Consider the following 15,472-nt stretch of genomic DNA (forward strand, 5'->3'; position numbering starts at 1 on the left):
GCGGCCCCACCGTTTTCCAGTCGGATGATCCATGCTCGCGACGCGAATTAGCAGTTAGTTGCGCATGCCTATTGCGTCGCACAATCGGTTGCTTCTATCTTGCGCAACCGTGATCAGAATCGGCGAGGGAGATCGAGATGCGAGGGCGAAGAAGAGTGGGCGTGGCGCTCACGGCAGCAGCGGCAGGCGCGGCGTGGAGCAGCGGCGCGATGGCGCAGACGACGGCCGAGACGCAGTTCATCCTGAACAGCTTCCTGTTCCTGTTCGGCGGCGTGCTGGTCATGTTCATGGCCGCGGGCTTCTGCATGCTCGAGGCCGGGCTCGTGCGGACCAAGAACGTGGCCGACATCTGCCTGAAGAACATCGCGCTCTACGCGCTGGCCGGCGTGATGTATTATCTGATCGGCTACGACCTCATGTATGACGGCGTCGAGAGCTGGATCGGCAGCTTCTCGATCTGGAATGCCGGCGAAGGCGCGCCCGGCGCCGAAGCGGTCACCGCAGAAGCCGGCGGTTATGCCGCCCATTCCGACTGGTTCTTCCAGATGGTCTTCGTCGCCACCGCCGCCTCGATCGTGTCTGGCGCCGTGGCCGAGCGGGTGAAGCTGTTTCCGTTCCTGGCCTTCGTGCTGGTCCTCACCGCGCTGATCTATCCGATCCAGGGGTCGTGGAAGTGGGGCGGCGGCTGGCTCGACGGCCTGGGCTTCAACGATTTCGCCGGTTCGACCATCGTGCATTCGGTCGGCGGCTGGGCCGCGCTGACCGGCGTGCTGCTGCTCGGGCCGCGCACGGGCAAATATGTCGGCGGCCGGGTCGCGCCCATGCCGGGCAGCTCACTGCCCCTGGCGACGCTCGGGACCTTCATCCTCTGGCTCGGCTGGTTCGGCTTCAACGGCGCCTCCCAGCTCGCGCTCGGCACGGCGCCCGACGCGATCGCGGTCAGCCGCATCTTCGCCAACACCAACATGGCGGCGGCGGGCGGCGCATTGGCGGCGACCGTGCTCACCAAGGCGCTGTACAAGAAGGTCGACCTGACCATGGTCCTGAACGGCGCGCTGGCGGGCCTCGTGTCGATCACGGCCGAGCCGCTGACGCCGAGTGTCGGCGCCGCGATCCTGATTGGCGCCGTGGGCGCGACCATCGTCACCTTCGCGATCCCGCTTCTCGACAAGGTCAAGATCGACGACGTGGTCGGCGCCATCCCGGTGCACCTCTTCGCCGGCATTTTCGGCACGCTGGTCGTGCCGGTGACCAATCCGGATGCGAGCTTCGTCGCGCAGCTGATCGGCGTGGCGGCGGTCGCGGCCTGGGTCATTCCAACCTCGGCGATCCTCTGGTTCGTCCTCAAGGTGACCATCGGGATCCGTCTGTCGCCCGAAGAAGAGCTGATCGGCGGCGACGCGTCGGAACTCGGCCTCGAAGCCTATCCGGAATTCGTGGACGGCGTTCCCGAAGGCGCCTCCTCCTCGCCGACGGCCATGGGGGCGCCGAGCCGGCAGACGGCGGCCAGCACGGCCTGATTTCAACGGATCGGTGGCGTCCCGCCCCTTCGACGGGCGGCGGGACGCCGGAACCAGCGGCCAGCGGGGGGAGCCCGTCGGACGCGACAGGGGAGCTGCGCCCGCATCCCGAGAGGATGGGCCAGCCGAAGAGAAGCGAGGGACAACTCGAAATGCGTAAATTCCAAGGATGCCTGACGGGCGCAGCGCTGCTTGCCGCTGGAGCGGCGCTGGCGCCGGCCGCGGCGCAGGACACGGTGGACGGACTGAGCCTGTCGGCGAATGTCGCCTTCACCTCCGATTACCGCTTCCGCGGGGTCTCCTTCTCCGAAGGCGATTTCGCCATCCAGGGCGGCTTCGATGCGAGCCTCGACAGCGGCTTCTATCTGGGCACATGGGCTTCCAGCATCGAAGGCTACGGCTCCAACATCGATGTCGGCATTGACGGGCTTCCCGTCTTCGAATCGGGCTCCGAGACGGAACTCGATCTTTACGGCGGCTATGCCTTCGGCACCGAAGCCGTCGCCTTCGACGTCGGCGTGATCGGCTATTTCTATCCCGGATCCGACAATACGGAATACTGGGAAGTCTACGGCTCGGCCTCGGGCAGCATCGGCGCGGGCAGCGTGACGGGCGGGATCGCCTGGGTGCCGGACCAGGACAATGCGGGCGGCGACAACCTCTACGTCTATACCGATGCGGGCTTCGGCCTCGGCGAGAGCGGCCTCAGCCTCGACCTGCATCTCGGCTATACCGACGGCGCCTTCGTCTATTCGGGCGACGACCAGCTCGACTGGTCGGCCGGCGTCAGCCTGTCGGCCATCGGCCTCGATTTCTCGGCCGCCTATGTTGCGACCGATGCGGACACCGATTTCGACGATATGGGCCTCGATCCGGTCGTCGCGGACGATCTGGAAGATGCCGCCGAAGACCTCTATGGCGGCACGGTGGTCTTCACCGTCGGCAAGAGCTTCTGACGCGCGCGCTCAGCGCGCGATACAAAACGCTAAAAACTGCGCCCCACGTGGACATTTTGTCCGCGGGGGCGTAGTTGCGTGAGGCGCCCGCCACAGGGCATTCCGAAAGCCGTCAGGAGTTCCTCCCGCATGACCGACATGCTGCGCTTCGTCACCGAGCCTCGCCGCACGCCAGACAAGCGCGCGCCCGAGCTTCGGCGCGAGGACTTCGAGGAGATCTATGCGGGGTTCCAGGAGCGCCAGGCCGAGGCGCAGGCCTCGCGCTGCTCGCAATGCGGCGTGCCCTTCTGTTCGTCGGGCTGCCCCCTGGGCAATCACATCCCCGACTGGCTCCGCCTCGCCGCAGAGGGCGACCTGCGCGAGGCCTACGAGCTTTCGACCGCGACCTCGAACATGCCCGAGATCTGCGGCCGGATCTGCCCGCAGGACCGCCTCTGCGAAGGCTCCTGCGTGATCGAGCAATCCGGCCACGGCACGGTGACAATCGGCGCGGTCGAGCAGTACATCACGGACAATGCCTGGAAGAATGGCTGGGTGAAGCCGGTCACCCCCAAGCGCGAACGGGACCAGTCCGTCGGCATCGTCGGCGCGGGGCCGGCGGGCCTGTCGGCAGCCGATCAGCTGCGCCATCTGGGCTACAAGATCACCGTCTATGACCGCTATGACCGGGCGGGCGGGCTGATGATCTACGGCATTCCGGGCTTCAAGCTCGAAAAGGACGTGGTCGCGCGCCGCGTGCAGCGCCTTCAGGATTCGGGCGTGGAATTCGTCCAGAACGCCGATGTCGGGGGCACCCTGCCCTTCTCCGAGCTGCGCGAGAAGCACGACGCGATCCTCATCGCCACCGGGGTCTACAAGGCGCGCGACCTCTCCGTGCCCGGCGCGGGCAGCAAGGGCGTCATCCGCGCGCTCGATTACCTGACCGCTTCGAACCGCAAGGGGCTCGGCGATGCCGTTCCCGATTTCGACAGCGGCGAGATGGATGCGCGCGGCAAGCGCGTCGTCGTGGTCGGCGGCGGCGACACGGCCATGGACTGCGTGCGCACGGCGATCCGCCAGGACGCGGCCTCCGTCACCTGCCTCTATCGCCGCGACCGGGAGAACATGCCGGGCTCGGCGCGGGAGGTTCTGAATGCCGAAGAGGAAGGCGTCGTCTTCCGCTGGCTGTCCAACCCGAAAAGCGTTCTCGGCGAGGCCGAAGCCCTGGCAGGCGTCCGGGTCGCGAGGATGCGCCTGGGGCCGCCCGACCAGTCGGGCCGCCAGAGCCCCGAGGAAGTGCCCGGCGAAGACGCCGATCTCGACGCCGACATGGTCATCAAGGCGCTCGGCTTCAGCCCCGAGGACCTGCCCGGCGCCTTCGGCGAGCCGGACCTCGCGCTGACGCGCTGGGGCACGCTCAAGGCCGACCCTTCGAGCTTCGAGACCTCGCTGCCGGGAGTTTTCGCGGCCGGAGACATCGTGCGCGGCGCGAGCCTCGTCGTCTGGGCGATCCATGACGGGCGCAAGGCCGCGGCGGGCATTCACGACTTCCTGCGCGCAGGCGAAATGCCGCATGGCGTCGCGACGGTCGGCGAGCAGTCGACGCGCTACGATCCGCGCGTGCAGGAGCCGGTGGCGGCGAAATGAAGAGCCGGACGGAAATTGCGGAGGGCGAATGGCAAGGAGCGGCGAAAGTCGTTCTCCAAGCCGCCCCGGAAGGGGTCTACATGTACGTGTACAAAACGGCGTCGTCTTCTTACGCAGAGGAGGACCACCTCCAAGACACTTTCGACATCTGCAAAGAGATTTGCACGGAACGCTTTCAAATTCCGGCAGATGCTTGGGTTGATACAAAAGAGTACGAACAATGAACAACGAACCCTTCGGACTCTATGACCCGGCCGACGAGCACGATGCCTGCGGCGTCGGCCTGATCGCCGCGATCGACGGCAAGCCGCGGCGCGAGGTCGTCACCAAGGCGATCGATGCCCTCAAGGCGGTCTGGCACAGGGGCGCTGTCGCGGCCGACGGCAAGACGGGCGACGGCGCGGGCGTCAGGCTCGACGTGGCCCAGGACTTCTTCAAGGAGAAGGTCGCGCGGGCGGGCCACATGCCGGGCAATGCCGATGTCTGCGTCGGCATGATCTTCCTGCCCCGGACGGATTTCACCGGCCAGGACCGCGCCCGCGCCATCGTCGAGACCGAGATCCTGCGCTTCGGCTTCCGCCTTTACGGCTGGCGGCAGGCGCCGATCGATTCGACCGTGATCGGGACCAAGGCGAACGATGCCCGCCCCGAGATCGAACAGATCCTGTTCTACGATCCGCAGGGCCGCGACCAGTCCACGCTGGAACGCGCGCTGTTCATCGTCCGCAGGCGGATCGAGAAGCAGGCCCTCGCCGAGCGCCTGCCCGACTTCTATGTCTGCTCGCTCTCTCCGCGCGACGTCATCTACAAGGGCATGTTCCTCGCCGGGGACATCGACAGCTTCTATCTCGACCTCAAGGACGAGCGCTTCGTCTCCTCCTTCGCGATCTTCCACCAGCGCTATTCGACCAACACCTTCCCGCAATGGCGGCTCGCCCAGCCCTTTCGCATGCTGGCCCATAACGGCGAGATCAACACGCTGCGCGGCAACATCAACTGGATGCGCAGCCACGAGGTGAAGATGACCTCGCATGCCTTCGGCGCGCATGACGAGGACGTCAAACCGGTGATCCAGCCGCAAAGCTCGGATTCGGCCGCGCTCGACGCGGTGTTCGAGGTTCTGGTCCATGGCGGCCGCTCGGCGCCCATGGCCAAGGCGCTCCTGATCCCCGAAGCCTGGTCCAAGCGCCAGTCGATCATGAGCCCGGAGGTCCGCGCCTTCTACGAATACTGCAACGCCGTGATGGAGCCCTGGGACGGCCCGGCCGCCGTCTGCGCCTTCGATGGCCGCTGGGCGGTGGCGGGGCTCGACCGCAATGGCCTCCGGCCGCTGCGCTATGCGGTAACCACGGACGGCCTTCTGACGGTCGGCTCGGAAAGCGGCATGTGCCCCTTGGGGGACAAGACCGTGAAGCAGCGCGGCGCGGTCCCGGCGGGCGGCATGATCGCCGTCGACCTCCAGGAGGGCCGCTTCTACGATGCGGGCCAGACGCTCGAACACCTGACCGCCGCCCATCCCTATTCGCAGTGGCTCGGCAATGTGCAGCAGCTCGACGAGGAGATCGTTCCGGGGCCGGAGGAGCGCCTCTTCGAGGAGCTCGAGCTTCGCCGCCGCCAGATCGGCGCGGGCTATACGCAGGAAGACCTCGAGCTGATCCTCAAGCCCATGGTGCTCGAGGGCAAGGAGGCGATCGGCTCGATGGGGGACGACACGCCGCTCGCCGTCCTGTCCGACCAGTACCGCCCCCTGCCCCATTATTTCCGCCAGCGCTTCAGCCAGGTGACGAACCCGCCCATCGACCCGCTTCGCGAGGGCCGGGTCATGTCGCTCAAGACCCGCTTCAAGAATCTCGGCAATATCCTGGCCGAGGACGAGACGCAGACGAATGTCTTCGTCCTCGACAGCCCCGTGCTGACCAACGGCATGTATGCCCGCATGACGCAGAAGCTCGGCATGCATGTCGTCGACTGCACCTATGAGGGCGGCGACGGGCGCGGCGAGGCGCTGCGCGAGGCGCTGGACCGGATCCGCGACGAGGCCTGCGCGGCCGTGCGCAGCGGCGCGGACCATGTGGTCCTGACCGACGAGGCCCAGGGGCCCGGCCGCCTGCCCGTGCCCATGGTGCTGGCCGCGGGCGGCGTGCATCGCCGCCTCATCGAGGAAGGCCTGCGCTCGTCCTGCTCTCTCACCGTGCGGGCCGCCGAATGCGTGGACAGCCACTACGCGGCGGTCCTGATCGGCGTCGGCGCGACCTGCGTGAACCCCTATCTCGCGCTCGAAACCATCGCCTCGCGCATCGAGGCCGGAAAATATCGCGGCGTCACCGTCGAAGAGGCGGTGACCGCCTACCGGACGGCCGTGGAGAACGGCCTTCTCAAGATCCTCTCCAAAATGGGCGTCTCGGTCCTCTCGGCCTATCGGGGCGGGTGCAATTTCGAGACGCTGGGCCTGTCCCGGACGCTGCTCGCGGAGTTCTTCCCCGAAGCCTCCTCGCGCATTTCCGGCATCGGCCTGTCCGGCCTCGAACGGGCGGGCGGAGAGCTTCACGAGCGGGCCTGGCCGCAGGACCCCGACGAGCTCGAACGCCTTCCCGTGGGCAGCTTCTACCGCGTGCGCAGCCATGGCGAACGCCATGCCTATGAGGCGAAGCTCGTCAGCGACCTGCAGACGGCGGTGCGCAATGACGACTACGGAACCTATAAGCGCTTCTCGAAGGCGCTGAACACCCAAGGGCCGATCCAGCTTCGCGACCTCCTGACCTTCCGCCGCGTGAGGGAGCCGATCCCTCTCGAACAGGTCGAAAGCGTCAACGCCATCCGCCAGCGCTTCGTGACCCCCGGCATGTCGCTCGGCGCCCTCAGCCCCGAGGCGCATGGCGCGCTCAATGTCGCGATGAACCGGATCGGCGCGAAATCGGTCTCGGGCGAAGGCGGCGAGGATCCCGCCCGCTACGAAGCCATGCCGAACGGCGACAACATGAACTCGGCGATCAAGCAGGTCGCGTCCGGCCGCTTCGGCGTGACGGCGGAATACCTCAACCAGTGCCGCGAGATCGAGATCAAGGTCGCGCAGGGCGCCAAGCCCGGCGAGGGCGGCCAGCTGCCGGGCTTCAAGGTCAACGCCTATATCGCGCGGCTGCGCCACGCGACCGAGGGCGTGACGCTGATCTCTCCCCCGCCCCATCACGACATCTATTCGATCGAGGACCTCGCCCAGCTGATCTACGACCTCAAGCAGATCAATCCCGAAGCGAGGGTCTGCGTGAAGCTCGTCAGCTCGGCCGGCGTCGGCACGATCGCGGCGGGCGTGGCCAAGGCCAAGGCCGACGCGATCCTGATCTCGGGCCATGTCGGCGGCACGGGGGCGAGCCCGCAGACCTCGATCAAATTCGCAGGCTCCCCTTGGGAACTCGGCCTCGCCGAGGCCAATCAGGTCCTGACGCTGAACGATCTGCGCGGCGACGTGACCTTGCGGACCGATGGCGGCCTGAGGACCGGGCGCGACATCGTCACCGCCGCCATGCTGGGCGCGGAGGAATACGGCATCGGGACCTTGAGCCTCGTCGCCATGGGCTGCCTCATGGTGCGCCAGTGCCATTCGAACACCTGCCCCGTCGGGGTCTGCACGCAGGACCCGGCCCTGCGCGAGAAATTCGTCGGCACGGCCGAGCAGGTCGTGAACCTGATGACCTTCATGGCCGAGGAGGTGCGCGAGATCCTGGCCGAACTCGGCGCGACCTCGCTCGACGAGGTGATCGGGCGCTCGGACCTGCTGCGGCAGGTCAGCCGCGGCTCGGACCTGCTCGACGATCTCGACCTCAACCCGGTCCTGGTCCGCGCCAATGAGGGGCCGATGCCGCCGCGCTCGGACAGGACGCACCGGCGAGAGCCCGATCCGACGCTCGATGCGCAGATCGTGGCCGATGCGGCGCCCGTCTGGAAACGCCGCGAGAAGATGCAGCTGACCTATACGGTGCAGAACACGCACAGAGGCGTCGGCGCGCGGACGAGCCACCACATCGTCAAATGGTTCGGCAACAGCCTGCCCGAAGGCCATCTCACCGTGCGCCTCTACGGCTCGGCCGGCCAGTCGCTCGGCGTGTTCGGCGCCAAGGGCCTGCGGATCGAGGTCGAGGGCGATGCCAACGACTATGTCGGCAAGGGCCTGTCGGGCGCCGAGATCGTCGTGCGCGGTTTCTCGGGAGAGAAGCCCGGCGGAACGGCGGTCGGCAATACCTGCCTTTACGGCGCGACCTCCGGCAGCCTCTTCGCCGCCGGCCGCGCGGGCGAGCGCTTCGCGGTCAGGAATTCCGGCGCGACGGCCGTGGTCGAGGGCTGCGGCTCGAATGGCTGCGAATACATGACCGGCGGCACGGTCGCGATCCTCGGCCCCATCGGCGACAATTTCGCGGCCGGCATGACCGGCGGCAGGGCGTTCGTCTACGACCCCCAGGACTCGCTCGAAGCCCTGGCCAATCTCGAGCATATCAGCTGGCGGGACCTCGGCGATCAGGAGGCGGATTGCCGCGCGCTGATCGAGCGGCACGCCGCGGAAACCGGCTCCGCCCTCGCGGCGGATCTCCTGGCCAATTGGGACGCCGAGCGCGGCCATTTCCGCGTCGTGGCGCCCAAGAACGCTCCGGCCATCCCGGCCGAGGAAGAGCTTTCCGCCGTCTCCGCCCGCCTCTGATTTGAGGTTGAAGATGCTCCGCCGCGCCTTTCCTTAGCCACAAAGGCGCTGGCGGAGCGCAAACTCGCGATTTTTTGCTATTTCCGTGTTGCGACGCGATGGGGGCTGTGTTAGCCGTCTCCCATCGGGACGATCCTGTCCCGCTCGCTTCGGAAGGCAGCGCCATGGCATGCGGCGTCTCGATCCCTGACAGCGTTCCCGGCCCGGCCGCCGCGCCGGCCCTCCTTCGTATCGTACTCCTTATTCCCTGCAGCCCCCCGGGAGCGGCATCGGTCTAGGCAGTGCGCCCACCGACGCGAAGCTCCCCCCGGGGAGCTTTTTTTATACCTGAATTCAGAAGATCGTTCATGACACAGACCAAACGCAGCGACGCGATCACCAAGGGACCGAGCCGGGCGGCGGCGCGGGCCATGCTGCGTGCGGTGGGCATGACGGACGACGATTGGGACAAGCCCATCGTCGCGGTGGTGAACACCTATTCCTCGGTCACGCCCTGCAACATGCATCTGCGGACGCTGGCGCAGCCGGTCTGCGACGGCATCCGCGAAGGCGGCGGCGTGCCGGTCGAATTCGGCGCCCCGGTCGTCTCGGACGGCATCACCATGGGCCACGAAGGCATGCGCGCGAGCCTGATGAGCCGCGAGGTGATCACCGATGCGGTCGAGCTGGCCGTGCGGGGCCACGCGCTCGATGCTGCCGTGATCCTCGTCGGCTGCGACAAGACGATCCCCGCCGCCGCCATGGCGCTGGCGCGGATGGATGTTCCCGGCGTCGTCTTCTATGGCGGCACGATCGCCGCCGGGTGCCTGGGCGACAAGGACCTGTCGATCCAGGACGCCTTCGAGGCGATCGGCGCGCATGCCAGGGGCGCGATCTCGGACGAGGCGCTCGATGCGGTCGAGCGCGCCGCCTGCCCCGGCGCCGGCTCCTGCGGCGGGCAGTTCACGGCCAATACCATGGCCATGGCGCTCGCATTCCTGGGCGTCGCGCCCATGGGCGCGGGCGAACCGCCGGCCGAGCACGAGGACAAGCCCGAACAGGCGCATCGCTGCGGCATGCTGGCCGCGAAGAGCGCGCTCGGCGAAGGCGCCCGCCGCTTCGTCACGCCCGCCTCCTTGCGCAATGCGGCCCTCGCCGTCGTCGCTTCGGGCGGTTCGACCAATGCCGTCCTGCACCTCGCCGCCATCGCGGCCGAAGCGGGCGTGCCCTTCGATATCGACATCTTCGACGCGCTCTCGCGCGAGACACCGGTCATCGCCGACATAAAGCCCGGCGGCCGCTATCTGGCGCAGGACCTGTTCCGCGCCGGCGGCTATCGCGTCTTCGGCCAGCGGCTGATGGAGGCGGGGCTGCTCGAGGACGCCCCGACCGTCAGCGGCAGGAGCCTGTTCGAGGAGCTGGCGGCCGCCGAGGAAACACCCGGACAGCAAGTCGTCCGTACGCTTGACGACCCGGTCAAGCGCACCGGCGGCCTGCGCATACTCTATGGCGACGTCGCACCGGAGGGCGCTGTTCTGAAGACCGCCGGCTATGCCACTGGCAGCTTTTCGGGCCCCGCGCGCGTCTTCGAATGCGAAGAAGACACTTTCGCCGCCGTCCAGCGCGGCGAGATCGGCGAAGGCGAGGTCGTCATCATCCGCCATGAGGGTCCGCGCGGCGGCCCCGGCATGCGCGAGATGCTGCAGGTCACCGCCGCGCTGGCAGGCCAGGGCCTCGCGGGCAAGGTGGCGCTGATCACGGATGGGCGCTTCTCCGGCGCGAGCCACGGCTTCGTCATCGGCCATGTCTCGCCGGAGGCCGCCGTCGGCGGGCCGATCGCGCTGATCGAGGACGGCGACACCGTCACCATCGATCCCGAGACCCGCCGGATCGATGCCGACATCGACTGGCAGGCCCGCAGGGCCGCCTACACGCCCCGCCCGCAGCGCCGCATGGGCGGCTATTTCGACAAGTTCGCCCGCCTCGTGGGCTCCGCCAGCAAAGGCGCCACAACCATCATCGAGGGAGATTCCGATGTCTGAAGATCTGCGCGTCTTTACCAAGGACGACGTCAAGCCGGAGACGCTGCGCGAGACGACCATCGCCGTGATCGGCTATGGCAGCCAGGGCCGCGCCCATGCGCGCAACCTCAAGGATTCGGGCCTCGACGTCATCATCGGCGCGCGGCGCGGCGGTCCTTCCGAAGAGAAGGCCGAGGCGGACGGCTTCCGCGTCCTCTCCCCCGCCCAGGCCGCCGAGGAAGCGGGCTTCATCGCCCTGACCGCGCCCGACATGGCACATGCGGACATCTTCGAGAACGACATCAAGCCGAACCTCAAATCCGGCGATACGCTGATGTTCGCGCACGGCTTTTCGGTTCTCTACGGACGGGTGACGCCGCCCAAGGATGTCGACGTGATCCTGGTCGCGCCCAAAGGCCCGGGCGACCTGGTCCGCCGCGAATTCGAGAAGGGACGCGGCGTGCCCTGCCTCTTCGCGGTCCATCAGGACGCGACCGGCAAGGCGGTGGACCGCGCCGTCGCCTATGCGGACGGGATCGGCGGGACGGCCGCCGCGCTCTTCCAGACGAGCTTCAAGGACGAGACCGAGACCGATCTCTTCGGCGAGCAGGCGGTCCTTTGCGGCGGGGCGACCGAGCTGGTCGTCATGGGTTTCGAGACCTTGGTCGAGGCGGGTTATGCGCCCGAGCTCGCCTATTACGAATGCCTGCACGAGCTGAAGCTGATCGTCGACCTCCTGCATGAAGGCGGCCTCGCCAAGATGCACGAGTTCATCTCCGAGACCGCGATCTATGGCGACCTAAAATCGGGCCCCCGCGTCATCGACGAGAACACGCGCGACAAGATGCGCGCCGTGCTGAAGGACGTGCAGTCGGGCCGCTTCGCCCGCGACTGGATCCTCGAAAACCAGGCCGGAAAGCCCGAATACAGCGCGCTTCTGCAAGCCGATCTCGACCATCCGATCGAGGAGACCGGCCGCAAGCTGCGCTCCCGCATGACCTGGCTGGAGCCCGGCCACAACAATTCAGGAGCCTGATCATGAGCGCTCGGCCAAAACCCGTTTCGGCCGCAGACAGGGCCCGCCGCCGCTATGAGCGCATGGTGGCGGCGGGCCGCGCCCCCGTGCCCGCGCCTGCCCAGGACACAGAGGCGTCCGCGGCCGAGCCTCAGCAGGAAGCGCGCGAAGAGGACCAGGGCGGCGAGAGCGGCGCCGAGCGCTTCGCAGGCTTCATGGGGTGCGCGCCATGAGCAGCACCGCCGTCGCAGAGGAAGTTCCGAAGGACCAGCCGCGCACGGGCGCGAGGCTGGTCGTCGAGGCGCTGGTCGCCCAAGGCGTGGAGACCGTGTTCGGCTATCCCGGCGGCGCGATCATGCCCGTCTATGACGCCCTGCCCGGCTCGGGCCTGCGCCATATCCTGTGCCGCCACGAGCAGGCCTGCGCCTTCGCCGCGGCCGCGGTCGGACGGATGACGCGGCGCGCGGGCGTGTGCCTCGCCACCTCCGGTCCCGGCGCGACCAATCTCGTGACCGGCATCGCCGACGCATACATGGACTCGGTTCCCATGGTCGCGATCACCGGCCAGGTGGCCCAGCCCGTCATGGGCACGGACGCCTTCCAGGAGATCGACACCTTCGGCATCACCATGCCGGTCGTGAAGCACAGCTATATCGTCCGGAACGCCGACGACATCCCCGCCATCATCGCCGAGGCCTTCGATATCGCCGAACACGGACGGCCCGGCCCGGTCCTGATCGACATCCCCAAGGACATCCAGATGGCCGAGGGCACGGGCGAGCCCTATGCCGGGCGCGTCACGCCGCAGCCCTGCCTCGACGAGGACGGCCTGCGCCGGGCGGAAGCCGCCTTGCGCGAGGCGGAGCGTCCCCTCTTCTATCTTGGCGGCGGCACGGTCCGCGCGGGCGCCGTGGCCGAGGTCCGCCGCCTGGTCGAACGCGCGCGCATCCCCGCCGTCTGCACCTTGCAAGGGCTCGGCATCCTGCCGACGGGGCACGAGCAGTTCCTCGGCATGCTGGGCATGCATGGCAGCCGCGCGGCGAACATGGCGGTGCAGGAATGCGACCTCCTGATCAATATCGGCGCGCGCTTCGACGACCGCGCGACCGGCGCCCTCGACCGCTTCGCGCCTCATGCGCGCGTCATCCATTTCGACAAGGATGCGAGCGAGATCTCCAAGCTGCGCCACGCCGATGTCGCGGTCTCCTGCGACCTCAAGCCGGCCGTGCGCTCCTTCCTGCCCGAGCCGGCCGATATCTCGGACTGGCGGAAGCTCAACCGTTCGCGCGCCGAGGAGTTCGCGCCCTCCTATGATGCCCCGGCCAAGGGCATCTACGCCCCGGCCCTGCTGAAGGAGTTGTCGGAGCGCGCAGGGGACGGCTTCGTCGCCGTGCCCGATGTCGGCCAGCACCAGATGTGGGTGGCCCAGCATTGCCGCTTTTCCCGTCCGCAGGCGCATATCACCAGCGGCGGCCTCGGCTCCATGGGCTTCTCCCTGCCCACCGCCATCGGCGCCAAGATGGCCGAGCCCGACGCCTGCGTCGTCTCGGTCTCGGGGGATGGCGGCTTCATGATGAACATCCAGGAGCTCGCCACCCTCAACCGCTACGGCGTGCCGCTCAAGGTCATCGTGCTGAACAATTCTCATCTGGGCATGGTGCGCCAGTGGCAGGACCTGTTCTTCGCGGGCAATCGCTCCGAGGTCGACCTGTCGGACAATCCCGACTTCGCCAAGGTGGCCGAGGCCTTCGGCATCGAGGCCTTCACGATCAGCGAGCCCGGCGAGGTCGAAGGCGGCCTGGACCGCCTGCTCGGCGCTAAGGGCCCGATCCTGATGCACGTCGTGATCGACCCGAACGAGAATGTCTGGCCGCTCGTCGCGCCGGGCAAGGCCAACCACGAGATGATGGAGCAGAGCGAGAGCTGAGAACGCTTTCGCGGCAGGAGAGAAGGATGACCATCGAGACCTTCACCATCGAGAGCGACGACGTGAACGGCACGCTGCGCCGCATCTGGACCGTCATCGAGCAGCGCGGCTGGTCGGTGCGCTCGCTCCTCGTCGAAGAGGTCGAGGGCGGCGTCGAGACGCGCGTCCAGGTGAGCCCTTACGGCACGACGCGCTCGATCGAGACGCTCCGCCTGCAGATCGAGCGCCTGCACAATGTCCGCCGCGTGCGCCTCGAGCGCCGCTCCCGCCAGAAGCCCTCGCGCTGGAAGGAGATCCCGCATGCCGCCGTCATCTGAAGCGCTGCGCGAGATCGAGCTGACGTCCCCGCTGGGCCTGCCCCAGGCGGAGATCGAGGCGATCACCAATCGCGCCGACCCGGCCTGGGATGAGGTCGCCGTGACCCCCTGCCTGCCGAGCCGGAAGCTTTCGGCGATGGCGGGCTGCGAGCTCTTCGTCAAATACGAGAACATGCAATACACCGCCTCCTTCAAGGAGCGCGGCGCGCTGGCGAAGCTCCTCTCTCTGAGCGAGGCGGAGCGGCGCTCCGGCGTCATCGCGGCATCCGCGGGCAATCATGCGCAGGGTCTCGCGCGGCATTCGGCGCTGCTCGGGATCGACGCGACCATCGTCATGCCCGCGCACACCCCTTCGGTGAAGGTCGAGGAGACCCGCCGCTTCGGCGCGCGCGTCCTGCTCGAAGGCATTGATTACGACGAGGCGAGCGGCCTCGCCCATGCCCGCTGCAAAGAGGAAGGGCTGACCTATGTGCACCCCTTCGACGACCCTTATGTTTGCGCGGGACAGGGCACGGTCGCGGCCGAGATGCTGGAACAGGCGCCGCAGATCGACACGCTGGTCGTGCCGATCGGCGGGGGCGGCCTGATTTCCGGCATGGCGACGGTGGCCGCCGCGCGGCGGCCCGATGTCCGCGTCATCGGCGTGCAGTCGGACCTTTACCCCGGCATGATCAACGCAGTGCGCGGCGGCACCCGGCCCTGCGCCGGAACGACGCTGGCAGAAGGCATCGCGGTCGCGGCGCCAGGGCTTCTGACCCGCAAGATCGTCAGCACGCTGGTCGACGAGATCGTCACGGTGAACGAGGCGCAGCTCGAACGCGCGCTGTCCCTCCTCCTGACCTGTCAGAAGACGCTGGCCGAAGGCGCGGGCGCGGCAGGCCTCGCTGCCGTCCTGGCGCATCCGAGCCTGTTCCGTGGGCATACCGTCGGCAGCGTCGTCTGCGGCGGGAATATCGACACCCGCCTCCTGTCCTCGATCCTGATGCGCGACCTCGCCCGCCAGCGGCGCCTCGCCCGCCTGCGGATCACGCTGACGGACGTTCCCGGCCAGCTCGAGCGGGTCAGCCGCGCCATCGGGCAGGCCGGCGGCAACGTCATCGATGTCAGCTATCACAAGACCTTCAACGATCTGCCTGCCAAGCAGACCCATCTCGACATCTCGGTCGAGGCCACGGACGGTGTGCATATGGACGCGATCGTCGATGCGCTGAGAACGGACGGCCTGCCCGTCGAGAACGCGAATTACTGATGGAGGACGCGGTGGACCATCGAGTGCGATCCTCCTCCCCCCGTGGGGGAGGTGCCCGCAGGGCGGAGGGGGCCCGCCGCCCCGCAAGAGAGGCCGAGCGACTTACGGGGCGGGGCATTCCGCTCCGCTGAACTCCCGCGCGGGGGCGTCTGCCCCCTCCCCTCCGCTTGCG

The 15,472-nt window shown here is 68.0% G+C and carries 11 protein-coding genes; all 11 read left to right on the forward strand.

Features of this window, described 5'->3' with window-relative positions:
• Positions 1 to 137 precede the first annotated feature (137 nt).
• Positions 138 to 1,520 (forward strand): ammonium transporter family protein, encoded by a 1,383-nt coding sequence (locus IE88_RS0102745; RefSeq protein WP_081871392.1) that lies wholly within the window; start codon positions 138 to 140, stop codon positions 1,518 to 1,520.
• Positions 1,521 to 1,672: 152 nt separating this feature from the next.
• On the forward strand, positions 1,673 to 2,476 hold the full coding sequence (locus IE88_RS0102750) for a TorF family putative porin (RefSeq protein WP_051881431.1): 804 nt from the start codon (positions 1,673 to 1,675) through the stop codon (positions 2,474 to 2,476).
• A 138-nt stretch (positions 2,477 to 2,614) separates the two neighbouring features.
• Complete coding sequence (locus IE88_RS0102755; RefSeq protein WP_051881482.1) at positions 2,615 to 4,102, forward strand: NAD(P)-dependent oxidoreductase; 1,488 nt, start codon at positions 2,615 to 2,617, stop codon at positions 4,100 to 4,102.
• Positions 4,099 to 4,326: a hypothetical protein gene (locus tag IE88_RS0102760; RefSeq protein ID WP_031549872.1), complete on the forward strand. Its 228-nt coding sequence runs from the start codon at positions 4,099 to 4,101 to the stop codon at positions 4,324 to 4,326. Before IE88_RS0102755 ends, IE88_RS0102760 begins: the two co-directional genes overlap by 4 nt.
• Positions 4,323 to 8,792 carry a glutamate synthase large subunit gene (gene gltB, locus IE88_RS0102765; protein ID WP_036766487.1) on the forward strand — a complete coding sequence of 1,490 codons (4,470 nt, stop codon included), beginning with the start codon at positions 4,323 to 4,325 and terminating at the stop codon, positions 8,790 to 8,792. Before IE88_RS0102760 ends, gltB begins: the two co-directional genes overlap by 4 nt.
• Before the next feature lie 347 nt (positions 8,793 to 9,139).
• A complete protein-coding gene (gene ilvD, locus IE88_RS0102770) occupies positions 9,140 to 10,813 on the forward strand; it encodes a dihydroxy-acid dehydratase (RefSeq protein ID WP_031549877.1) in 1,674 nt (557 codons plus the stop codon).
• Positions 10,806 to 11,828, forward strand: coding sequence for a ketol-acid reductoisomerase (gene ilvC, locus IE88_RS0102775; protein ID WP_031549879.1), 1,023 nt, complete (start codon positions 10,806 to 10,808; stop codon positions 11,826 to 11,828). The genes ilvD and ilvC overlap by 8 nt, the downstream gene beginning before the upstream one ends.
• 2 nt (positions 11,829 to 11,830) lie before the next feature.
• The gene (locus IE88_RS0102780; RefSeq protein ID WP_031549880.1) at positions 11,831 to 12,040 is read left to right on the forward strand and encodes a hypothetical protein; all 210 of its coding nucleotides are present in this window, start codon (positions 11,831 to 11,833) and stop codon (positions 12,038 to 12,040) included.
• Complete coding sequence (gene ilvG / locus IE88_RS0102785; protein WP_031549881.1) at positions 12,037 to 13,734, forward strand: acetolactate synthase 2 catalytic subunit; 1,698 nt, start codon at positions 12,037 to 12,039, stop codon at positions 13,732 to 13,734. Before IE88_RS0102780 ends, ilvG begins: the two co-directional genes overlap by 4 nt.
• 26 nt (positions 13,735 to 13,760) lie before the next feature.
• A complete protein-coding gene (locus tag IE88_RS0102790) occupies positions 13,761 to 14,051 on the forward strand; it encodes an ACT domain-containing protein (RefSeq protein WP_031549882.1) in 291 nt (96 codons plus the stop codon).
• Positions 14,035 to 15,300 (forward strand): threonine ammonia-lyase, encoded by a 1,266-nt coding sequence (locus tag IE88_RS0102795; RefSeq protein ID WP_081871394.1) that lies wholly within the window; start codon positions 14,035 to 14,037, stop codon positions 15,298 to 15,300. Before IE88_RS0102790 ends, IE88_RS0102795 begins: the two co-directional genes overlap by 17 nt.
• Positions 15,301 to 15,472: the final 172 nt, after the last annotated feature.

Source organism: Parvularcula oceani, from assembly GCF_000733125.1.
Classification (GTDB): domain Bacteria; phylum Pseudomonadota; class Alphaproteobacteria; order Caulobacterales; family Parvularculaceae; genus Parvularcula; species Parvularcula oceani.